The sequence below is a fragment of the Nonomuraea diastatica genome, assembly GCF_004349015.1.
Taxonomy (GTDB): Bacteria; Actinomycetota; Actinomycetes; order Streptosporangiales; family Streptosporangiaceae; genus Nonomuraea; species Nonomuraea diastatica.
Genome location: NZ_SMKP01000041.1, coordinates 1 through 22,925 on the forward strand (window position 1 = coordinate 1; position 22,925 = coordinate 22,925).

A 22,925-nucleotide genomic window follows, 5' to 3' on the forward strand; every position below is an offset into this window, starting at 1 on the left:
ACGTGACCACGCGCGGGCCCGCGACCCGCGACCACATCGGCCCGTTCGTCAACGAACTGCCCGTGCTGTCGAGGCCGTCCGGCGGCCAGACGTTCCGCGAGCACGTCGGCGCCGTACGGGCCGAGCTGCGCGAGCTCTACCGCTTCCGTGAGGTGCCGCCCGCCCGTGCCCTCGGCGGCCCGCCTGCCGTCCTCCCCGTGTCGATCAGCTACCGCAGGCGGGAGACGGCGCCCGAGCCGGAGTTCCCTGGCCTGGACGTCACGGTCGACCGCACGATGTTCGCAGGAGGGTCGCGCAACGCCCTGCACCTGCAGTTCGTTGACGGCCCCGAGGGGCTGGCCACGAGCCTGCGCTTCGACCCGGCGGCGCTGGATCGCGACACCGCGGGCCGGTTCGTGGGCGGCCTGCGCGCGCTGCTGCGCCGCGCGGCCGGCGACCCCGGCCTCCGCCTGGCCGAGCTGGACGTCCTGCCCGGCAAGGAGCGGGAGCTGATGCTCGCCGGGTGGAACGACACCGCGGCCGCCTATCCCTCCGAGGCGACGCTGCCGCGTCTGTTCGCCACTCAGGTGGGCGCCCGCCCGGACGCGCCGGCCGTGACGTTCGAGGATCGCTCGCTCACCTACACCGAGCTGGACGCCGCCTCCGACAGGCTCGCCCACCGGCTGCGGCAGGCGGGCGTCGGGCGCGGCGAACTGGTCGCCGTACACCTGGCGCCCTCGGCCATGCTGCCGGTCTGCCTGCTCGCCGTGCAGAAGGCCGGCGCCGCCTACCTGCCGCTCGACCCCGGCCATCCGGCGGAACGGCTGTCGATGATCGTGGCCGACGCCCGGCCCCGGCTGCTGCTGTCGGAGACCACCGCGGCCGGATACCTGCCGGCGCCCGTGCTGGTCGTGGGCGACGACCCGGAGCCCGGCCCGCTCGATCCGGAGCCCGGCCCGCCCGACCCGCCGCCGGGCCGGCCGCCGTCGGCCGGCGACCTCGCGTACGTGATCTACACCTCCGGCTCGACCGGCCGGCCGAAGGGAGTCGAGGTCGGCCACGGCAACCTGGCCAACCTGCTGCTCGCGATGCGCGACCGGCTCGGCGCCGGGCCCGGCGACACCTGGCTGGCCCTCGCCTCACCCGCCTTCGACATCAGCGCCCTCGAGCTCTACCTGCCGCTGATCACCGGCGGCCGGATGGTCGTCGCCCCGCACGGCGCCGTACGCGGACCCGAGGCGCTCGCCCGGCTGGCCGCTGAGCAGGGCGTCACGCACGTGCAGGCCACCCCGTCGGTCTGGCGGCTGCTAATGTCCGGCGGGCTCTCCGGGACGACCGCGCTCACCGGCGGCGAGGCGCTGCCGCCCCGGCTCGCCGCCGAACTGCGCGCCCGCTTCGACCGGGTGGTCAACGTGTACGGCCCGACGGAGACGACCATCTGGAGCACGGCAGGAGAGCCGGGCGAGACGGTCACCATCGGCCGGCCCATCGCCAACACCCAGGTCTACATCCTCGACGCGGGGCTGCGGCCGGTGCCGGTGGGCGTCACGGGCGAGTTGTGCGTCGGCGGCGCCGGTGTGGCGCGCGGCTACCGGGGCAGGCCCGGCCGCACGGCCGAGCGGTTCGTCCCCGACCCGTACGGGCCGCCCGGCGCGCGCCTGTACCGGACCGGCGACCTGGCCCGCTACCGGGCCGACGGCGAGATCGAGTTCCTCGGCCGGGCGGACGGGCAGGTCAAGCTGCTCGGCCATCGGGTGGAGCTCGGCGAGATCGAGTCGCGGCTGCGGGAGCACCCCCAGGTCGCCGAGACGGCGGTGATCGTCCGGGGCGAGGGGCCGGACGATCAGCGCCTCATCGCGTACGTCGTGCCCACGCCCGGCCAGGCCCCCGAGCCCGCCACGCTGGCCGCCCACCTGGGCCGTACCTTGCCGCCCGCGATGCTTCCCGCCGCCTATGTCCTGCTGGACGGGATCCCGCTGACCCCCGTCGGCAAACTCGACCGCGCGGCCCTGCCGCGGTCGGCGGCCAGGGCCGTGACCCGCCCGCACCCTGCCGTCGCCCCGTACGTCCCGTCCGAGGAGGCGGCTCCGGTCGGGAAGCCGCACGGGATGGTCGAACCCCGGGACTCCGGGGCCGTCCGAGCCGAAGATTCCGGCCGGACCACGCAGGCCGACCCGACCGGCGAGGGCGACCCGACCGGGAAAATCGACCCCACCGTTGAACCCGACCGGACCCGGCAGACCGACCCGACCGGGAAGATCGACCGGGCAGACGAGGCCAACCGCGCCCACCAGCCCGACCATGCCGACCGGGGCGAGGTGGTCGGCCGGGGGGAGGTGGTCGAGGTGGTTCGTCGGATTTGGTGGGAAGTGCTCGATCTGGATGACGTGGACGAGATCGGCACCGGCGACGACCTTTTCGATCTCGGCGGCCACTCGCTCACCATGACCCAGATCACCGCCAGGATCGGCGAGAGCCTCGGCGTCGAGGTGTCGCTGGACGCCTTCTTCGACGACCCCACCATCGGCGGGATCGTCGAGGAGATCGTCCGCCTGCACGAGGAGGAGTCCGAGGCTGGTGGAGAGGGGGACGCCGCCCAGCACGAGATACGGCACCGGCCGGCGGGGACGAGTCCGCCTCTGTCGTCCGCGCAGGAGCGGTTGTGGTTCCTGCAGCGGTTCGACCCGGACGACGCGTCGTACACCATGTATCTCGTGCTGCGGCTGCGCGGCGCGCTCGACACCGGCGCACTCCAGGCCGCGCTGGACGCGGTGGTGGCGCGGCACGAGAGCCTGCGCACGTCGTTCGCCGACGTCGACGGCGAGCCGGCCGCCGTGGTCCACCCGCCGGGACCCGTGCCGGTCGAACGCCTCGACCTGACCGGCTCGCCAGGCGCGGAGGAGCGGGCCAGGCGGCTGGTCGCCGAGCGCACGAACGCGCCGTTCGACCTGGCCGGGGCGCCGCCGCTGCGGGTGAGCCTGCTCGCGCTCGGCCGCGACGACCACGTGCTCTGCTTCGTCCTGCACCACATCATCGCCGACGGCGCGTCGCTGGGCGTGCTGTTCGACGACCTGTTCGCCCTCTACCTGGCCGGGATCGAGGGGCGCGAACCCCGTCTGGCTCCGCTGCCCGTGCAGTACGGCGACGTCGCGCTGTGGCAGCGGGAACGGGAATCCGGCGCGGCGGCCGAGGAGTCGCTGGAGTACTGGCGGCGCCGCCTGGCCGGCCCGCCCATGCTGGAGCTGCCCGCCGACAAGCCGGGCGGGGAGCGGCCTGAGGGCGCCTTCCACCCGTTCCGGATCCCCGAGGACGTTATGGAGCGCCTGGAACGGCTGGCGCAGGAGCACGGCGCGTCCCTCTTCATGGTGCTGGTCGCCGCCTACCAGGTGCTGCTGGCCCGGCACACCGGCCAGAGCGACGTCCTGGTCGGCACGCCGTGGGCGTCCCGCGACCGGGTGGAGCTGGAGCCCGTCATCGGTTACCTCACCGACACCCTGGTGCTGCGCGGCGACCTCTCGGGCGACCCGGCCTTCCGTGATCTGCTGGCCGCCACCCGCCGCAGCGTGCTCGACGCCCACACCCACCGCACCGTGCCGTTCGAACGGCTCATCGGCGAGCTGGGCGTGCCGCGCGACCTCCATCGCAACCCGCTGCTGTCCACCATGATCATCCTGCACAGCCAGGCGGGCGACGGCACCCCGCCCGAGCGGATCGGCGATCTGCAGGTGCGGCTGTTCGACGGCGGGTATCGGCAGGCCAAGTTCCCGCTCGCCCTGGAGACGTGGCGGGACGACGAGGGCCTGCGCGCCGTGCTGGGCTACGACGCCACCCTGTTCCACGCGGCCACCGCGGAGAGCCTGGCGGAACGGTTCGCCGTGCTCCTGCGAGGCATCGCGGACGCCCCCTGCACCCCAGTCTCGCGGCTACCGCTCCTGACCGGCGCCGACGTGGCCGTCCTGGCCGCGAACGCCACCGCGCCGGCTCCCCACGCACTGGAACCGGCCCGCGGCGCGCTGGAACCGCCCCGCGGCGGGCTGGAGCCGGGTGACGCGGCGGCCGGGCTGGTGCCGGGGCTCTTCGCGCGGGTCGTCGCCACCGCTCCCGAGGCCACGGCGCTGGTGTGCGGCGAGGAGCGGGTGAGCTACGCGGAGCTGGACGCCAGGGTGGCGCGGCTGGCGGCGGCGCTGCGGCGGCGCGGGGTGGCCGACGGCTGCGTGGTCGGCGTGTGCCTGCCACGGTCGGTGGACGCGGTGGCGGCGCTGCTGGCCGTCTGGCGGGCGGGAGGCGCGTACCTGCCGCTCGATCCCGGCCATCCCGGCGAGCGGCTCGCCTTCCTGATCGCCGACAGCGGCGCCCGCCTGGTGGTGAGCGACGCCACGCTGGCGCCTCGGCTGCAGGACGGCACGGTTCCCGTGCTCGTCCCGGCCGGCTGGTCGGGCAGCGGGGACGACCGGTGGCTCGGCGGATGGGAAGGCGTCGAGCCCGGAGACCCCGCGTACATGATCTACACCTCCGGCTCGACCGGCACGCCGAAGGGGGTGCTGGTGGAGCACGGTGCCGTGGCCGCGCGGGTGCGCTGGATGCGGGAGGCGTACGGACTGCGCCCGGACGACCGGGTCGTGCAGTTCGCGTCGCTCGGCTTCGACGCCCACGCGGAGGAGCTGTACCCGGCGCTGGTGGCGGGCGCGGCCGTGCTGCTGCTTCCCGGCGGCGCCCTCACCCTGCCGGACGTGCTGCGCACCCCGGCCGGCCGCCAGGTCACCGTGCTGGACCTGCCGACCGCCTACTGGCACCGGCTCACCGAGGACCTCGACGACGTGACCTGGCCGGAGGCGCTGCGGCTGATGATCATCGGCGGCGAGCAGGCGCAGGCCGCGGCCGTGGCCCGGTGGCGGGACCGCTTCGGCGGGCGGGTCGGCTTGATCAACACGTACGGGCCGACGGAGGCGACGATCGTCGCCACGGCGGCCGTCCTCGGCGCGGCGGACACCGGCCGCCGTCCGCCGATCGGCCGGCCGGTGGGCGGCGCGACCGCGCACGTGGTCGGCCCGAACGGGGAGCCGGTGCCCCCGGGTGTCCCCGGCGAGCTGTGCCTGGGCGGCGCCGGGCTGGCCCGGGGCTATCCCGGCTCCCCCGCGCTGACCGCCGAGCGGTTCGTGCCCGACCCGTACGGCCCGCCGGGGGCCAGGTTGTACCGGACAGGGGACCGGGTGCGGTGGCGGCCGGACGGGAATCTGGAGTTCCTGGGCCGCTTCGACGGCCAGGTGAAGGTCCGCGGCTTCCGGGTGGAGCCCGGTGAGGTGGAGGCGGCGCTGCTGGCCTGCCCGGGGGTGCGCCAGACGGCGGTGACGGCGGACGGTGAACGGCTGGTGGCGTACGTGACCGGGCCGGCCGAGCCGGACGAGCTGCGCCGCCGCCTGGAGGCGACCCTGCCGCCCCATCTGGTGCCCAGCGGCTGGGTAGGCCTGGACGCGCTGCCCCTGACGATCGCGGGAAAGGTGGACCTGGCCGCCCTGCCGCAGGCCGGCCCCGAGCCAGCCCCTGTTCACGTGCCGCCACGCACGGACGCCGAGACGCTGGTGGCGGAGGTGTGGACGCAGGTGCTGGGCCTGGACGCCGGCCGGATCGGCGCGCTGGACGACTTCTTCGCCCTCGGCGGCCACTCGCTGCTGGCGACCAGGGCGGCGGCCCTGCTGCGCAACGCGATCGAGGTCGACGTGCCGATCCGCACGCTGTTCGACCGGCCGACCGTCGCCGGGCTCGCGGCCGCGGTCGAAAGCCTGCTGATCGACGAGCTGTCGGGCCTGTCCGACGCGGAGACGGCCCGCCTGCTGGAGACGGAGGTGCCGGGATGAGCGAGACGCCCAGTCGGACGGCGTACACAGGTGAGCGACATGCCCGTGTGAGCCGGGCGAGCGACGTGGAGGAAGGCCCGTGACCAGCCCGGATGCCCTTTCCGACGCCAAGCAGGAGTTGCTGGCGCGGCGGCTGCGACGAGGCGCGGCGGCGGTGCCCCGCCGCACCATCCCGGTCCGGCCCGCCGGGGAGCCGCCGTTGTCGCAGGCCCAGGAGCGGTTGTGGTTCCTGGAGCAGTTCGCGCCCGGCACCACGCAGCTCACCGTCCCCATCCGGCTGCGGCTGCGCGGCCCGCTGGACGTGCCCGCGCTGGCCGCCGCGCTCGACGCGGTGGCGGCCGGCCATGACGCGCTGCGCATGAGCTTCCCCGCGACGTGGGACGGCCGGCCGAGAGTGGAGCTCGCCGGCGAGGGCACGCTGCCGCTGACCGTGAGCGACGCGCCGGACGAGGCCGCCGCCAGGGCTCGGGCGGAGGAGTTCCTGGCGGTGCCGTTCGACCTGGCCGCCGGGCCGGTGGCGCGGGCACTGCTGGTCCGGCTGGCCGGCGACGACCACGTGCTGGTGATCGCGGTGCACCACATCGCCGCCGACGGCTGGTCGGCCGACCTGCTGATACGCGAGGTGTTCGCCCGCTACGACGGCGCCACGCCGGCCGCCCCGGAGGTGGGGTACGCCGACTACGCGGCCTGGCAGCGCGGCCTGCCACCGTCGCGGCGCGACCTGGAGTTCTGGCGGGACCGGCTGGCCGGGCTGGAGCCGCTGGACCTGCCGGCGGACCGGCCGCGCCCGCCGGAGCGCACCTACGCCGGCGCGGCGCACACGTTCCCGCTGGACCCCGAGGTGGCCGCCGCGCTGGCCCGGCTGGGCCGCGAGCACAGCGCCACGCCGTACATGACGATGCTGGCGGCGTTCGCCGCGCTGCTCGGCCGGTACGCGGGCACCGCGGACGTCGCGGTGGGCTCGCCGGTGGCCGGCCGCCAGGCGCCGGAGCTGGACGGCGTGATCGGCTGCTTCGTCAACATGCTCACCATGCGGGTGGACCTGTCGGGCGACCCGACGTTCGGGGAGTTGCTGGAGCGGGTGCGCGACGTCGCCGTGGACGCGTACGCCCACCAGGATCTGCCGTTCGAGCAGCTCGTCTCGGAGCTGGACCTGCCCCGCGACGTGTCCAGGTCACCGCTGTTCGGCGTCATCCTCGCGATGCAGAACTACCGCGACGCCGCCATCGACCCGCCGGCCGGGCTGGCCGTGGCGGACTTCCCCGTGGACTCCTGGGCCACCCGCTACGACCTGGAGCTCGACGCCGGCGACGGTTCCGGCGGGATGTTCGTCTACAACACGGACCTGTTCGACGCGGCCACGATCGAGCGGCTGGCCGGGCACCTGCGCGTCCTGCTGGAGCGGGTCGCCGACCGGCCCGGCCTGCGGCTGTCCGAGATCGACCTGCTCTCCGCCGGCGAGCGCCGCCTGGTCGTCGAGGGCTGGAACGACACCGCCGCCGCCTTCCCCGGGGAGGCCACCCTGCACGGCCGGATCGAGGCCCAGGCGGCGCGCACGCCGGGCGCGGTCGCGGTGCGCTTCGAGGGGCGGTCGCTGACGTACGCCGAGCTGGACGCGCGGGCGAACCGGGTCGCGCACACGCTGCTCCGTCTCGGTGCGGGCCCCGGGTCGGTGGTCGCCGTCTGCGCGGAGCGTTCGCTGGAGCTGCTGCCCGGAATGCTGGGCGTGCTCAAGGCGGGCGCGGCGTACCTGCCGGTCGATCCCGGCTATCCGGCGGAGCGGGTGGCGTTCATGCTGGCGGACGCCGCGCCGGCCGTGCTGCTCACCCAGAGCACGATCCGCCCGTCGCTGCCGGAGACGGCGGCCGCCACTCTCGACCTGGACGAGCCGGACGCCTGGACCGCCGGCGCCGGCCCGCTTCCGGAGGTGCGGCCGGACGACGTCGCGTACGTCATCTACACCTCGGGCTCCACCGGCCAGCCGAAGGGCGTGGCCAACACGCACGGCGGCATCGCCAACCGCCTCGACTGGATGCAGGAGCGGTTCGGGCTGGGCTCCGGCGACGTGGTGGCGCAGAAGACGCCGCTGAGTTTCGACGTGTCGGTGTGGGAGCTGTTCTGGCCGCTGCGCTGCGGCGCGAGCCTGGTGCTGGCCACGCCCGGCGGCCACAAGGACGCGGCGTACCTGCGCAAGCTGATCGTCACCGAGGGCGTGACCACGGCGCACTTCGTGCCGTCGATGCTGGCGGTGTTCCTCGGCGAGGAGGGCGCGGCGGGCTGCGGCTCGCTGCGGCGGGTGATCTCCTCGGGCGAGGAGCTCCCCCCCGACCTGGCCCGCCGCTGCGTCGCCACGCTGCCGGGTGCCGAGCTGCACAACCTGTACGGCCCCACCGAGGCGGCCGTCGACGTGTCCGCCTGGCACTGCCGGCCCGGCACGCTCGCCTCGGCGGCCAGGGTGCCCATCGGCACGCCGATCGCCAACACCACCCTTCACGTGCTCGACACGACGATGGCCCCGGTGCCGGTCGGGGTGCCGGGCGAGCTGTTCATCGGTGGCGCGGGACTGGCCCGGGGGTACCTGAACCGGCCGGGGCTGACCGCCGAGCGGTTCGTACCGGATCCGTACGGCCCGCCGGGCTCGCGGCTCTACCGCACCGGCGACCTGGCCAGGCGCCGCCCTGACGGCGCCCTGGAGTTCCTGGGCCGGCTGGACGACCAGGTCAAGCTGCGCGGCCTGCGGATCGAGCTCGGCGAGATCGAGGCGGCGCTGCGCGCGCTGCCGGGGGTCGGGGACGCGGCCGTGATCGTGCGCGAGGACCGCCTGGCCGCCTACCTCACTCCGGAGGGCGACGGGGGCCACCCGCTCGACCACGCGGCCGTGCGGGCCGGGCTGAAGCGCACGCTGCCCGACTACATGGTGCCGAGCGCGTACGTCACCCTGGCCTCCCTGCCGCTCAACCCGAGCGGCAAGCTGGACCGCAGGACGCTGCCCGCGCCGGTCGCCGGCCGGGACGCCGGGGTCGAGCTGGTCGCGCCCGAGACGCCCACCGAGCGGGTCCTGGCCGCGATCTGGGCGGACCTGCTGGGCCTGGACGCGGTCGGCGTCTCCGACGACTTCTTCGACCTCGGCGGTCATTCGCTGCTGGCCACGCAGGTGGTGGCGCGGCTGCGCGCGCGGACGGGCGCCGGGGTCAGCGTGATGGACGTGTTCAAGCACCGCACCGTGCGCGAGCTCGCGGCGCTCGCCGACACCCCGGCCGAGCGGCGCGGGCCGCGCGCGCTCCTGCACCGGCTGACGCCCGCGCGGAGCACGCCTCCGGTGCTGACGTACGTGTGCGTGCCGTACGGCGGCGGCAGCGCGGTCGTCTACCAGCCCCTGGCCGACGCCCTGCCCGACGGGAACGCGCTGTGGTCGGTGGCGATCCCCGGCCACGACGTCGGCGTGGAGGAGGAGAAACCGTCCTTCGACGAGCTGGCCACCGGGTGCGTGAACGAGATCCTGGACAAGATCGACGGCCCGATCGCCCTGTACGGGCACTGCGGTGTCGGCTCGGCCCTGTCCGTGGAGATCGCCCGCAGGCTTGAGGCCGCGGGACGGGAACTCGTCGCCGTCTACATCGGCGGAATCTTCCCCTTCGCCCGGCCGAAGGGCGCGCTGCTGTCGCGGATCTCCCGGTTCGCCGAGGCCGAGCGGCTCCGCGGCGACCAGCGCTACGTCAACTGGCTGATCTCGCTCGGCCTCGACATCAACGAGGTGGACCCCGCGCAGGCCCGCCGCATCGTGCGGAACATGCGCCGCGACTCGCGGGAGGCGGAGGACTACTACACGCGCCTGTTCGCGGCCGGCACCCAACGGCTGAGCGCGCCCGTGATCAGCGTCGTGGGCACCGAGGACCCGGCGACCTACTACTACGAGGAACGTTTCCGCGAGTGGCACTTCCTGTCGTCGACGTCGGCCGTGGTGGTGCTCGCGGAGGCGGGCCACTTCTTTCTGAAGTACCGGGCCGACGAGCTGGCCGCCATCGTCACCACCACCCATGAAGCGCTGGACGGGCCGCCGCACTCGGCGCTCGGCCTCACCTCGCTGGCGCGCATCCACCTCATCGACGAGATCGAGGACGCGTACGGCGTCGACATCGACCTGCGCGGCGAGCTGCCGTCTTTCGAGCACGTCGCCACCCTGGCCACCACCCTGGCCTCGCTGCTGGAAGGGGACCCGGCGTGACCGGGCACGCGACGGTGACGTTCAGCGCGCCGCGGGACGGCGAGGCGGCCCTGACGTGGGGGCAGCGGCTGATGTGGCGGGCCGTGCACCTGATGGGAGACAGCCAGTCGTTCCTCAACTGCCCGTGGGTGCTGCCCGTCTACGGCAGGCGAAACCTGCCCACCGTGCTGCAGGCGCTGCGCGCGCTGCTCGAACGCCACGAGAGCCTGCGCACCACGTTCGCCGCCACGCCGGGCGGGCCCGTCCAGCGGGTGGCGCGCGACGGCGAGCTGGCCGTGGGGCTGGTGGAGTCCGGGCGGGAACGCCCGTTGCGGGCGGCCGAGCGGATCGCCGGCGAGCTGGGCAGGACGGTCTTCGCGCACGGCGAGGACCTGCCGCTGCGCTGCGTGATCGTGATGGACGGCGGCCGGCCGAAGGCGCTGGCGTTCGTCTTCTCCCACCTGGCGGTGGACTTCCAGGCGCTGAGCCTGCTCTCCGCGGAGTGGCGGGCGCTGCTGCGGGGCGAGGAGCTGCCGCCGCCCGCGTGGCAGCCCATGGACCAGGCGGCCCTGGAACGCGAGGACACGTTCCAGGCACGTTCCACGCGCTCGATCCGCCACTGGCGCTCCGTGCTCGACGAAGTGCCGCTCGACGTGTTCGACCATCCTCCCCACGAGTCGGAGGAGCCCCGGTTCATCGAGATCGGCATGGAGTCGGTGGCGCTCGCCGCGGCGGCAGGGCGGTTATCCGCGCGCTGGACGATCGGCACGACCAGCGTCCTGCTCGCCGCGTGCGCCACCGTCCTCGCCGAGGTGAGCGGCCGCCGGCGGGCCGTCATGCAGCTGGTGCACAGCAACCGGCGCGACGCGCGTACCCGCTCCATGGTCGGCACCGTGGGGCAGGACGGCCTGTTCGTGCTCGACCTGCCCGCCACCGACTTCGCCGCCACATGCCGGGCCGCGCAGCGCAACGCCCTGGTGGCCTACCGCAACGCGCACTACGACCCGTACGCGATGCAGGCCATGCGGGAGGAGGTCGGCCGGCGCCGCGGCCGCGAGCCGGACCTGGACGCGTTCTTCAACGACCGGCGCGGGGCCGGCTCCTGGCCGAACCTGCCGCGCTCCGACTCCGACGAGGACGTGGCCAGGCTCACCGGCAAGACCCGCGTCCACGTCGCGGACGCGTGGCCCGGGGTGCGGTTCAAGGTGTTCTTCACCGTGGGGACCGCCACGGACACCGGGCAGCTCAGCCTCATCGTGGACACCGCCTTTCTGCGGCGGGACACGGCCAGGGCGATGCTGCTCGGCGTCGAGACGCTGCTGGCCCGCAGCCTCACCGAGGACGTGCCGATGGCCGGGGTCTCCCGGTTGTGCGGCATCAGCGCGTACGGGGCCGGGGGCGGGCGCTAGGCGACGGAACCCCGCGCGGGCCTGCCCACCCGCTCGTAGGTGACGTACACGACGCCGGCATCGGTGGTCGTCGACCCGGTGAGCCTCAGCCCGGCCGGCGCGGTGCCCTCGGCGAAGAGCCGCTTGCCCCGGCCGAGGACGCAGGGGAAGACCAGCAGACGGTATTCGTCGACCAGCTCGGCCTCCTGCAGCGAGCGGATGAGGTCGCTGCTGCCCTGCACGAGGATCTCGCCGTCGGCACGCTCCTTGAGGTCGGCGACCGTCTGGCCGGCCTCCCCCACCAGGACCTCGGTGTTCCGCCACGCGGCGGTCATCGGCTTCCTCGTGGTGACGTACTTCGTCATGCCGTTGATCGTGGCGCCGCCCTCCTCGTCCGGCACGGCGGGCCAGTAGGCGGCGAGGATCTCGTACGACCTGCGGCCCAGCAGCATGCCGCCGGCGCGCTCCAACTGCTCGCCCATGATGCGGTCGAACCCCTCGTCCACGTGCGGGGCCAGCCAGCCGCCGTACGGGAAGCCGCCGGAGTCGTCCTCGCCGGGCGCGCCGGGGGCCTGCATGACCCCGTCGAGCGTCACGAACGTCGAAACCACCAGCCTGCTCGTCATCGGAAATTCCTCTCGTCGCGGGCCGTCGGCCCCGTCGTCTCCCTACGCGGACCACTCTGGTCTCGTCCGCTTACGGAATCCTTCAGCCCGCGCCCGTCAGCGGCTCACCATCCCGGTAAGCGCCCCGAAGGTAAGCTGGTGGTCATGTCCGGACACGTCTCTGAGCGCCCGGCCCCTGACGAGAGCGTCGAGGGCTTCTCCTGCGAGGCGCAGTTCACCGACGTGTTCAGGGTGCTCGGCAAACGCTGGAACGGCATGATCATCGTGGCGCTGCTGCACCGGCCCGCCCGCTTCAGCGAGCTGGCCAGGGCGATCCCCGGCATCACCGACGGCCTCCTCACCGACCGCCTGCGCGAGCTGACGGCGGCGCGGCTCGTGGAGCGGCACCTGGCCGGCGGTTCGACGGGCAGCTCGGCGGGCAGCTCGACGGGCGCTGTCCTCTACCGGCTCACCCCCGCCGGCGAGGACCTGCGCGACGCCTTCCAGGAGCTGCGCGCCTGGGCCGATCGCAACAACATCAGCGAGCTCTGCGGCCAGGAGCCCGCGGCAGGCGCCGGAGGCCCCGGCGCCTGCCGCTAGGGCTCCGGGCGAGCCGCTACCTTCTGGCGAGGTCGATCAGCTCGGCGTAGAGGTCGAGCGCCTGGTCGAGCCCGACCTGCCCGCCCGGCGTGTCCTGGCCGAAGCTGGAGAAGAGCACGTGGTCGATGCCGGCGCCCTCCAGCCCCGCGAGGTCGCCGGCGATCTGCCGCGGCGAGCCGCCGAGGAACGGCCGGTCGTCGCCCAGCGCCTCGGCGGTGAGCGGCACGTTGGCCCGGGCGACCACGGTGACCGACTCCGGGTCGCGGCCGGCCTCCGCCACGGCCGACCTGAAGGTCTTGGCCAGGCCGGTCAGCATGTCGTGGGAGAGCGCCACCGGGTTGAGCCCGTCGGCGATGCGGGCGGCCCTGCGCACGCCGGCCGGCGTCATGGCGCCGAGCAGGATCGGCACGCGGGCCTGCACCGGCTTGGGGTTGATCTCCGACTCGGCGATCTGGGTGAACGCCCCGTCGTAGGCGACGGGATCGGGCCCCCAGCAGGCCCGCATGGCGGCGACCACCTCATCCATGCCCGGCCCGATCCGGCTCATGGGCACGGCGGCCGCGGCGAACTCCTGCGGCATCCAGCCCTGGCCGAGCCCGGCGACGACCCTGCCGCCGCTGAGCCGGTCGAGGGTGGCGAACCGCTTGGCCAGCACGACGGCCGGGTGCAGCAGGGCGTCGATGATGCTGGTGCCGAGCTTGACCCGCTCGGTGAGCGCGGCCACGTAGCTCAGCGTCTCCAGCGGTTCGTAGGTGCTGCGGTAGATCTCCGGCACCGGCTGCGGCTCGCCGCCCCCCATCGACACGGGGGCGGTCGGCCGGAGCAGTCTCTCGTAGGTCCACACCGAGTCGTATCCGAGCCGTTCGGCTTCACGGGCGACGCGGGCGATGCCGGCCGGTGTGGCCGGCGGACCGGACGTGGGCAGGGCGACACCAAGTTCCATGCCCACAGGTTACTACGTTTTTCATAGCTCACTATGAGAAACGAAGTGCCATCAGGCCGGGAAGTCCTTCGGGTTGACCGAGCGCGTCCTGGCGTTGCCGCCCCTGACCGGGTTGAGCGTCAGGCTCCAGCCGCTGGTGGAAGTGAACCTCAGCCGCTGGTCGAACCGCTGATAGGAGGGGTTCTTGGTGAACTTGCGCTTCTTCGTGCTGAACCGGTAGCCGGTGGTGAAGTAGACCCGGTACGTGCCACTCCTGACGTCGTTGATGCTCGCGGACGACCGCGCGCGCACGTAGATGCTCACCGCTTTGGTCCTGCCCCTGACGAGGGTGACGACGCCGTCCTTTGAGGTGCCGTTCCGGATCTTCAGCCTTCCGCCGCCACCGGTGTAACGGTCGTAGATGATCTTTCCATTACGCGGGCGCGCAGCGGCGGTCGAGGTGGCCGCCTGCGACACCGAGACGACCGCCTGACCGCCGGTCGCCGCGACCGCCCCTGCGGGGGGCGCGGCCAGCAGGCCGCCGGCCAGCGCGACGGCGACAGCACCGGCGCGCAGCGGAGTTCCTTCGAGAAGTCGCTTCACGGTGACCATCTCCTTGGGGGTGCGTGATCATGTCAAATCTAGAGCAACCAAACATGATCGCCTACCTAGTAGATACCAGGGCAGACAGGGCGACCATCGCCGACCCGCAGGGGCATTCCGCCGTTCACTTGCACGCCATCTGCATGTCTGTCGCTTCTGGTAGCTGCTGTCTGAAACGCCTAAGTTTCTGCAAGCTTGTCATCAGAACCCGGTAATGCGGTTCTTGATCTGAAGGATGGGCACTTACCGTTGGCCTATGGCTGGTCATGGGAGCGCAGCACCGTCGTCGGCACGGGCCGGAGTGAGGTAGGCCGTGCAGGACGGCGTCGTGAGCGCTGCCGCGAACCATGCCCTCGAGATGGACGAGGTGCTGGCCCAGGCCGTGCGCGACGCAGGGGCGCACATCGGCGCGGTCTACCTGCTGGCCGACGACGACCAGGTGCTGCTCATGGAGACGGAGACCGGGCTGCCCGCCCAGATCGTCAAACCATGGACGCGGGTCCGGGTGAGCGCGGGCGTCCCGGTGTCGGGCTCCGTGCGCGAGCGCCGGCTCATCTGGGTGCCGGACTACCAGGAGCTCGCCCGCCGTTTCCCGGGGGCGGCGATCGCACTGCCCTACCCGTTCGCCGCGGCCGCCACCCCGATCGAGTCGAACGGGGACGTGTGGGGCTCCCTGCTCCTGATGTGGCCGCCGTCGCACCCGCCGGAGCTCGCCCCCCACGAGCGGGACACCATCGACCACGCCACCCGCAGGCTCGGCGACCTCATGCGGCAGGCGGCGCGCGGCGGGCGCCCGCCGCGCGACGGGGACGAGCCGCGCGTCCTCGCCCCCGCGTGGGCCGGGGTGCCGGACGTGCATCATGCCCTGGCCGCGGCCGGCTATCTCGACCGGCTTCGTGACAGCTGCGTGGGCCTGGACCTGGAGGGCCGGCTCACCTTTGTCAGCGCGAGGGCGGCCGGCCTGCTCGGCGGGGACCTGGCACACAAGCTGGGCGAGCCGCTCTGGGAGGCGGCGGCGTGGCTGAAGGACCCGCTGTTCGCGGACCGCTGCCGCGCGGCGGCCGTCAGCCAGGAGGCCACGTCCTGCGCAGTCACGGGCCCGGCCGGCCGGCCCCTGCACATCAGCCTGCATCCGGACCCGTCCGGCATCAGCCTGCACATCACCGAGGCGGCGGCCGATCGACCGGAGCGGCGGCAGGGCGCGCCCGGCGCCGGCAGCGTCGGCCTGCCCCGCGCGGACGTCTTCTACAACCTGCTCCACCTCGCGGCGACGCTGAGCCGGGCCCTCAACGTGCAGGAGATCGTCGGCATGGTCGCCGACCACGTCATGCCGGTGTTCGACGTCCGGGCGCTGGCGATCATGGTGGCCGAGGGCGGGAGGTTGAAGGTCGTTGGCTCGCACGGCTACGATCCCGGCGTCCCCGAGCGGTTCGACCGCCTGCCGCTGACTTCCGTCGCCCCCGCGCAGCACGCCCTGCGCACCGGCGAACCCGCCTTCTTCTCCGATGTGGACGAGTTGCGCCGGATGTATCCCGGGGCCGAGGCCCGTGACGGGATGGCCGCCTGGGCGTTCCTGCCGCTGCGCACCTCCGACACCGTCGCCGGCACGTGCGTGCTCGCCTTCGACGAGCCCTACCTGTTCACCGACGAGACGCGGGCCAGCCTCACCGCGATGGCCGGGCTCATCGCCCAGGCCCTGGACCGGGCCCTGCTCTACGACGCCAAGGACCGGCTCGCCCACACCCTCCAGACCTCGCTCCTCCCGCGCAGACTGCCCGAGATCGACGGGCTGGACGTGGCCGCCCGCTACGTGCCCGCCACCCGCGGCGTGGGGATCGGCGGCGACTTCTACGACCTGATCCGTCTGAGCGACACCAAGGCCGCGGCGATCATCGGGGACGTCCAGGGCCACAACGTGACGGCCGCCGCGCTCATGGGGCAGGTCAGGACCGCCATCCACGCCTACGCGGCCGCGGGAGCGAGCCCGGGCAACGTGCTCAAGCTCACCAACCGCCTGCTCATGGACCTGGATCCCGACCTGTTCACCAGCTGCCTGCTCATCTACTTCGACCTGCGGCTGCGTACGCTGTGGGCCGCCAGCGCGGGGCACCCGCCGCCCCTGCTGCGCCCGCCGGGCCAGCCCGCCGAGGTCATCGACGTGCCCGCCGGCATCCTGCTCGGCGTCGAGGGCGACGCCGAATACCCCACCGTCCAGGTGCCGTTCCCGCCGGGCGCCGTCCTCGCCCTCTACACCGACGGCCTCGTCGAAACCCCCGGCGTGGACCTGGGCCAGGCCATCGGCGAGCTCGCGGAACACTTCGGCCGCGCCGCGGGCGAGCCCCTCCACGAGCTCAGCGACACGCTGCTCAACCACGCCCCGCACACCAGCCAGCGCGCCGACGACATCGCGCTCCTCCTCGTGGAGCACCGCGCGCCTCCGGGCTGACCCCGTTTCGTTCCCGCCGTACGGGGCAGGGGCGATGCGGCCTGAGGCGGACCGAGGAGGTGAACCATGGCGAAGATCTGGCGGGGACGCCCCGCGGCCGGCGGCGACCACGGTCGGCCGGGCGTCCACGGCGCACCTCATACGGCCGGCAGCCGGTCCCCGGGCATCCCGAAGCCGGACGAGGGGCCCACATACGGGCGGGGAGCCGGCGGCAGGCCCCTGTGGAGCGAACGCGACCGCGACGCCGAACGCATCCGCGCGCTCCTGCGCCGGTCAGGATGCGCCGCTACGGGCGGCGCCGACGGGTTCGCCGTCGTGGGCGGGCACGACGGTGTCTTCCTGGTCACCTTCGCCGGGCGGCACCTTCCTGCCGGGGGCGGGCTGGGCGCCTGCGTGCGCGCGCTGGTCCGGGCCGGAATGTCGGTGGAGCCGCAGCCGGGCGACGGGCGTGCGCTGCGCGTCAGAACCCGCACCTTCGGCTGAGGGCGGGCGCGGCTCTCGGTCAGATGGTGGTCGGCGGCATCGCCGAGGACCGCCTCCGCATCCCGGCCGACCGGCCGGCCGCCGACGCGAGGCGGGCGGTCAGTCCAGCAGCTGGGGCGTGAGGTCCTTCAGCACCTCCAGGAACGCCGCCGCCGGCCTGCTCTGGTAGCCGCGCCGCCTGCGGATGACGACCACGGGCAGGGCGGCGTCCAGGTCCGCCACCTCGATCGCCCGCAGGCTGCCGATCCGCAGCTCTTCCCGGACGCTGCTGATCGGCATGAGGGCGACGCCGAGACCGGCCTGCACCAGGCGCTTCTGCGCGGTGAGGCTGTCGACCCTGGTGATCGGGGCGCCCACCAGGCCCGACGCGGGCAGGCGGTGGTCGAGGAGGTGGCCGAAGGAGTCGGGCTGCCCCCGCTCGGGCGGGAAGCCCAGCCACCGCTCTCCCTCGAACGCCCGCAGGTCCGGCAGGCGGCGGGTGGTGACCGGATGCGCGGCGGGCACCACGACCAGGAGTTTCTCGACGCCGAGCGGGATCGACTCCAGCGTGGGGTCGGCGTCGGGGAAATAGCGCAGGCCCAGGGACGCCTGGCCGCCGCGGACGAGCGCGCTCACCTCGAGGCTCGTCGCGGTGCGCAGCTCGACCGAGGCCTCGGGGAACCTTGACTCGAACGTGCGCAGCGCGTCGACGATGTGCGAGTCGGCCAGGGTGCCGACGATGGCCAGGCTGAGGGTCTGGGCGCCGCCGGGCCGCTCGGCCGCGTCGCGTACGGCACGCTCGCCGTCGCGCATCGCCGCCAGGGCCGCCTCCGCGTACGGCAGGAGCGCCCGGCCCGCGTCGGTGAGCGCCACCCGTCGGCCGGTCCGCTCGAACAGGGCGGCGCCCAGCGACCGCTCCAGCTCGCGGATGCGGCGGCTGATGGCGGGCTGCGACCGGTTGAGCTTCCTGGACGCCTCCGTGAACCCGCCCAGCTCGGCGATGGCGGCGAACGCCTCGATCTCCTCGACCGTCATATCCATCAGTATTCCTGATGACACGCATCCTTACCATGCATTTGACTGATCTATCGACGAAGGGCGAGAGTGAAGGCGTACCGCAGCTCACGACGGGAGAGCACCATGACCGACCAGACGGCCCGCGCGACCCGATTCCGGGCTCTCCACGAAGGCCCCGAGCCGCTCCTGCTTCCCAACCCGTGGGATGCCGGCACGGCCCGGCTGCTGGCCTCCCTGGGCTTCGACGCCCTCGCCACCACCAGCCTCGGCGTTGCCAACCAGGCAGGCCGCACCCGGGCCACCCGGCAGGACGTCCTCGACAACTGCCGCGTCATCAGCGAGGCGACCCCGCTGCCCGTCAACGCCGACCTGGAGAACGGCTTCGCCGACGACCCCGCCGAGGCGGCCAAGATGATCGCGGACGCGTGCGCGTGCGGCGTGGCGGGCGCGTCCATCGAGGACGCCACCGGTGACCGCCGGGCGCCGATCTACGACTTCGGGCTCGCCGTCGAGCGCGTGCGGGCGGCCGTCGAGGTCACGCGCGGCCTGCCTGTCCCGCTCGTCCTGACCGCCAGGGCGGAGAACCTGCTGTACGACGCCGGCGACCTCGACGACACCATCAGGCGCCTCCAGGCGTTCGAGGAGGCGGGCGCCGACGTCCTGTACGCGCCGGGGTTGCGCACGCTCGACGAGATGCGGGCGGTCGTCTCCTCCGTCGGCAGGCCGGTGAACGTGGTGATGGGCTTCGCCGACCCGGCGATCACGCGAGAGCAGCTCGCCGAGATCGGGGTGCGGCGGGTGAGCATCGGGGGCGCGCTCTCCCGGTACGCGCTCGGCTCGTTCCTCGACGCCGCCAAGCAGATGCGCGACGGCCGGTTCGGGTTCGTCGCGGACGTGCCCCCGATGTCCGACCTGTACCGGGCGTTCAAGCCGTACTCCGCACCCTGAGAAGGCCGCCTCGACGGCCCATGACATGATCGGCGGCAGGACCATCACAGAGCGTGCGACAAGGAGCGGGACATGCCGGATCAGCAGGGCCGCCGCGTGCCCGGCCTCGACAGGCCCCTCCAGCCGCTGACCGTCGGCACGTCGGCGCTCGGCGCCGACCCCGGCGACGAGGCGCTGGCCGAGATGATGGTGTCGGGCCGCTTGCGCCAGCTGGACACCTCCAACAACTACGCGGGCGGGCGCTCGGAGACGCTGATCGGCGCCGCGCTCAAGCAGGCGCCCGACGGCGTGACGGTCTTCTCCAAGGCCGACAGCGACCCCGGCACCGGCGTGTTCGACGGTGACCGGGTCATGCGGTCCTGGGAGGAGACGACCTCCCGCCTCGGCGTCGAGACGTTGCCGATCTACCACCTGCACGACCCGATGACGATCACGGTCAGCGAGGCGATGGCCCGCGGCGGCGCCGTGCCCGCCCTGGTGGCGCTGCGCGAGCAGGGGCTCGTCGGCGCGATCGGCATCGCCGTCGGCGGCGGCACCATGGTGGAGGACTACATCCGCACCGACGCGTTCGACGCGGTGCTCACCCACAACCGCTACACCCTGGTCGACCGGCGCGCGGAGGAGATCCTGCGGCTCGCCGCGGAAAGGGACATGACGGTCTTCAACGCCGCTCCCTTCGGCGGCGGCATTCTGGGCGGTTCACCACGGCACGCCACACGGTACGGGTACCGGCGGGTCTCCCCGGAGTTCGCGGCGCACGTCGAGCGGCTCAGGGCGCTGTGCGAGCGGTGGGGCATCACACTCGCGGCGGCGGCCCTGCACTTCTCCCTCGCCGAGCCCCGCGTCCACTCCACGGTCGTCGGCGTCACCTCGGCCGAACGGCTGGCCCAGCTGGAGAGCCTCGCCGACACGGTGATCCCCGACGGGTTCTGGGCGGACCTGGCGGCGCTCGGCTCCCCGCCTCCCTCGCCGATCGACTGACTCCCCCCGCCTGGCCACCCGCCGCCCGGATGGCGGAGAATCTCCCGGCATGACCTACCGGTCACGCGAACCGGAGATCCCCAAGGAGCTGAGGCAGGTATGGCGGTTGTCATTGTGGACTACGACGCGGCGTGGCCGTCGCTGGCGGAGCAGGCGTGCGAGGAGCTGGTCGCGGCGCTGCCGGGCGTCTTCCTGGAGATCGAGCACGTGGGAAGCACATCCGTGCCCGGCCTCGCGGCCAAGCCGATCATCGACCTGATGGCCTCGGTGCCCACCCTGGAAGCGGTGGCTGATCACGAGCGGGCGCTGGCGGGCCTCGGCTACCGGAGCGAGGAGACGGGCATGCGGGAGCGGCTGTTCTACTTCCGCGCGGACGCCTCGGGCCGGCGCAGTCACCACCTGCACGTGGTGTCGGCCGGCACGTGGGACACCCGTAACGAGCGGCTGCTGCGCGACCATCTGAGGGCCGACCCCCGGGCGGCCTCCGAGTACGCCGCCCTCAAGCGCCACCTGGCCGGCGGCGACGTGGACGCCGTGGCCTACACCCGGGGCAAGACGGATCTGATCCAGCGGCTCGTCGACGAGGCCCGTCAGGCGCGCGGCCTCCCCTGCGTCCCGGTGTGGGAGGAGTGAGCGTCAGCCCCTGCGCGACTCCGTGACCCGCGGCCGGGCCCGCCCCCGCGCCGCCCGCCGTTCCAGGGCCAGCGGTTCGGCGCCACTCTCACCAAAGACGGCAAATAGTCACTTATGACCTAGAATCCGTCAGATGTTCGCGGCCCCCCACCGGCTGGCCTGGCTGGACGCCCTGCGGGGGCCGGCAGCGCTGGCCGTCACGACCCACCACGCCGGCTGGACCTACATCCCCGCCGTCTGGGCCGAGGTGGACCGCCGGATCGACTTCGGCACGTGGGGCGTGTTCGTGTTCTTCCTGGTCAGCGGGTACATCATCCCCGCCTCCCTGGAGCGGCGCGGAGACCTGCGCGCCTTCTGGACCGGCCGGGCCTTCCGCCTCCTCCCTCTGCTCCTGACCGCCTGCGGCCTCGCGCTCCTGCTCGCCTGCGCCGGCCTGCTCGCCCCCGAACCGGGGCTCGGCCGGCGCCCTCTGTCGTTGGTCCTGCTGGGCAACCTGACGATGCTGCAAGAACTGCTCAACCTGCCCGCCGTCATCGGCGTGATGTGGACACTCTCGTACGAGATGGCGTTCTACCTGATGTGCGTCGCCCTGTTCACGGTCCGGCAGGCGCACCGGTCGGCCGGGCTCGCCGCCGGCCTGGCACTGCTGGCCGTGCCCTTGGGGCTGCTGCTGCCGAAAACGTCGATCAACGGCGCCGCCGACCTGACGGCCGCGCTGCTCGGCCTCGCGGTCGTCGCCGCCATCGCGGCGACCGCATGCGGCCGGGGCCGGACCCAGGCCGTGGCCGCGGTCGCCGGCGGTCTCCTCGGGCTGGCGCTCGTGATCCTCGGCAGCCGGGGCGGCACCTGGCAGGGCATGATCATCCTGGCGTCGATGTTCGCGGGCACGGCGGTGTACCGGGCCGAGCAGGGCACGATCTCCTGGCGTGCGGCCGCGCTCGCCACGGCGGCGGTGCCGGCGTGCGGGATCCCCGCCAAGGACGATCCCGCCTGGGCGCCGGCGCTCGTGCTGGCCTTCGGCACCTTCGCGCTGGGGCTCGCGCTGCGCGGGCGGGCCTTCCCCCGCTGGCTGCCGCGGCTCGGCGTGATCAGCTTCTCCCTCTACCTGCTGCACCCGATCCTGCTGCACGTGATCCCGGACCTGGCGCTGTACTTCCTCGTCCTGATCCCGCTCAGCCTCCTGACCTACCGTCTCATCGAGGCCCCCGCCCAGCGCCTCGGCAGACGCCTGGCCACCGCCCGCCCGTGACGCGCGGACGCCGGGGCCCGCGGACACGCCCGGCAGGGCATTGACCTGGAGCGCACTCCAGCCGACAGGGTGTACTCATGCGCAATTCCCGCACAACACGCACCATCGGCCAGCACCACGTCTCAGCGATCGGGCTCGGCGCCATGCCCATGTCGGTGGCCGGGCACATGCCCGACGAGGCCCAGTCGATCCGCACCCTTCTCGCGGCCCTGGACGCCGGCGTCACGCTGATCGACACGGCAGATGCGTACGCCCCTTCGCACGACGACGTCGGCCACAACGAACGCCTGGTCGCCAAGGCCCTGGGCCTGTGGGCGGGCGATGTCGGCGCCGTGCTCGTCGCCACCAAGGGCGGGTGCACCCGCACTCCGGGCGGCGGCTGGGGCAGGGACGGCCGCCCGTCGTACCTCAAGGAGGCCTGCGACCGCTCGCTCAAGGCGCTCGGCGTGGACAGCATCGGCCTCTACCAGCACCACCGGCCCGACACGGCGGTCCCCTACGAGGAGACCATGGGCGCGCTGAAGGACCTGCTCGACGCCGGCAAGATCCAGATGGCGGGCATCTCGAACGCCGATCCGGAGCAGATCAGGCTCGCCCACGGCATCCTGGGCGACCGCCTGGTGAGCGTGCAGAACGAGTATTCGCCGCGGTTCCGCTCCAGCGAGCCCGAGATCGACGTCTGCGCCGAGCTGGGCCTGGCCTTCCTGCCCTGGTCTCCGCTGGGCGGCATCGGACGCACCGGTGAGCTGAGCGAGCGGCACGCCGCCTTCTCGGAGATCGCGAAGGACCGCGGCGTCTCCCCGCACCAGGTCTGCCTGGCCTGGGAACTCGCCCGCAGCCCCGTGGTCATCCCCATTCCCGGCGCCAGCCGCCCCGAGACCATTCTCGACTCGATCGCGGCCGTGGATCTGGAGCTCAGCGGAGAAGAGCTGGCCCGCCTCGGCTGAGGCACCCCCGGCGGGCGCCGCCGTGAAGCGTGGGGGGCGGCGCCCGTCCCGATCACGGCGAGCGCCCCCGCCGGACGGGAGACGGT

At 73.7% G+C, this 22,925-nt stretch carries 15 protein-coding genes; 11 read left to right on the top strand and 4 right to left on the bottom strand.

All coding sequences use genetic code 11. From position 1 onward, the window contains the following. The 3 genes from E1294_RS16470 to E1294_RS16480 form a co-directional block, all read left to right on the top strand. On the top strand, nucleotides 1–5,834 hold a 5,834-nt coding region (locus tag E1294_RS16470; RefSeq protein WP_132509400.1), incomplete at its 5' end, for a non-ribosomal peptide synthetase. A gap of 79 nt (nucleotides 5,835–5,913) precedes the next feature. Next, nucleotides 5,914–10,059 (top strand): amino acid adenylation domain-containing protein, encoded by a 4,146-nt coding sequence (locus E1294_RS16475; protein ID WP_246083056.1) that lies wholly within the window; start codon nucleotides 5,914–5,916, stop codon nucleotides 10,057–10,059. Then, entirely contained in the window at nucleotides 10,056–11,447 is a 1,392-nt protein-coding gene (locus E1294_RS16480; protein WP_132509401.1) for a condensation domain-containing protein, read from the top strand. The genes E1294_RS16475 and E1294_RS16480 overlap by 4 nt, the downstream gene beginning before the upstream one ends. On the opposite strand, the gene E1294_RS16485 is transcribed toward E1294_RS16480, so the two are convergent. Beyond that, on the bottom strand, nucleotides 11,444–12,052 hold the full coding sequence (locus tag E1294_RS16485; RefSeq protein WP_132509402.1) for a dihydrofolate reductase family protein: 609 nt from the start codon (nucleotides 12,050–12,052) through the stop codon (nucleotides 11,444–11,446). The genes E1294_RS16480 and E1294_RS16485 overlap by 4 nt on opposite strands. Before the next feature lie 144 nt (nucleotides 12,053–12,196). On the opposite strand from E1294_RS16485, the gene E1294_RS16490 reads away from it, so the two are divergent. Further along, nucleotides 12,197–12,631, top strand: coding sequence for a winged helix-turn-helix transcriptional regulator (locus E1294_RS16490; RefSeq protein WP_132509403.1), 435 nt, complete (start codon nucleotides 12,197–12,199; stop codon nucleotides 12,629–12,631). Nucleotides 12,632–12,647: 16 nt separating this feature from the next. Here the strand turns inward: E1294_RS16490 and E1294_RS16495 are convergent, their stop codons facing one another. Beyond that, nucleotides 12,648–13,574 carry a TIGR03619 family F420-dependent LLM class oxidoreductase gene (locus tag E1294_RS16495; protein ID WP_132509404.1) on the bottom strand — a complete coding sequence of 309 codons (927 nt, stop codon included), beginning with the start codon at nucleotides 13,572–13,574 and terminating at the stop codon, nucleotides 12,648–12,650. 51 nt (nucleotides 13,575–13,625) lie between these two features. Continuing rightward, entirely contained in the window at nucleotides 13,626–14,156 is a 531-nt protein-coding gene (locus E1294_RS16500; RefSeq protein ID WP_132509405.1) for a hypothetical protein, read from the bottom strand. 328 nt (nucleotides 14,157–14,484) lie between these two features. Between E1294_RS16500 and E1294_RS16505 the strand changes: the two genes are divergently transcribed. Continuing rightward, complete coding sequence (locus E1294_RS16505; protein ID WP_246083057.1) at nucleotides 14,485–16,602, top strand: SpoIIE family protein phosphatase; 2,118 nt, start codon at nucleotides 14,485–14,487, stop codon at nucleotides 16,600–16,602. 66 nt (nucleotides 16,603–16,668) lie between these two features. After that, nucleotides 16,669–17,085, top strand: a complete 417-nt coding sequence (locus tag E1294_RS16510) for a hypothetical protein (protein ID WP_132509406.1) — start codon at nucleotides 16,669–16,671, stop codon at nucleotides 17,083–17,085. 99 nt (nucleotides 17,086–17,184) lie between these two features. Here the strand turns inward: E1294_RS16510 and E1294_RS16515 are convergent, their stop codons facing one another. Beyond that, nucleotides 17,185–18,105, bottom strand: a complete 921-nt coding sequence (locus E1294_RS16515; RefSeq protein ID WP_132509407.1) for a LysR family transcriptional regulator — start codon at nucleotides 18,103–18,105, stop codon at nucleotides 17,185–17,187. A gap of 99 nt (nucleotides 18,106–18,204) precedes the next feature. On the opposite strand from E1294_RS16515, the gene E1294_RS16520 reads away from it, so the two are divergent. From E1294_RS16520 to E1294_RS16540, 5 genes are all read left to right on the top strand, one after another. Continuing rightward, on the top strand, nucleotides 18,205–19,029 hold the full coding sequence (locus tag E1294_RS16520) for an isocitrate lyase/PEP mutase family protein (protein WP_132509408.1): 825 nt from the start codon (nucleotides 18,205–18,207) through the stop codon (nucleotides 19,027–19,029). 72 nt (nucleotides 19,030–19,101) lie between these two features. Then, entirely contained in the window at nucleotides 19,102–20,010 is a 909-nt protein-coding gene (locus E1294_RS16525) for an aldo/keto reductase (protein WP_132509409.1), read from the top strand. A gap of 99 nt (nucleotides 20,011–20,109) precedes the next feature. After that, the gene (locus E1294_RS16530) at nucleotides 20,110–20,643 is read left to right on the top strand and encodes a GrpB family protein (protein ID WP_132509410.1); all 534 of its coding nucleotides are present in this window, start codon (nucleotides 20,110–20,112) and stop codon (nucleotides 20,641–20,643) included. 133 nt (nucleotides 20,644–20,776) lie between these two features. Beyond that, nucleotides 20,777–21,892 carry an acyltransferase family protein gene (locus E1294_RS16535; RefSeq protein ID WP_132509411.1) on the top strand — a complete coding sequence of 372 codons (1,116 nt, stop codon included), beginning with the start codon at nucleotides 20,777–20,779 and terminating at the stop codon, nucleotides 21,890–21,892. A 77-nt stretch (nucleotides 21,893–21,969) separates the two neighbouring features. Further along, the gene (locus E1294_RS16540) at nucleotides 21,970–22,839 is read left to right on the top strand and encodes an aldo/keto reductase (protein WP_132509412.1); all 870 of its coding nucleotides are present in this window, start codon (nucleotides 21,970–21,972) and stop codon (nucleotides 22,837–22,839) included. Nucleotides 22,840–22,925 lie beyond the last annotated feature (86 nt).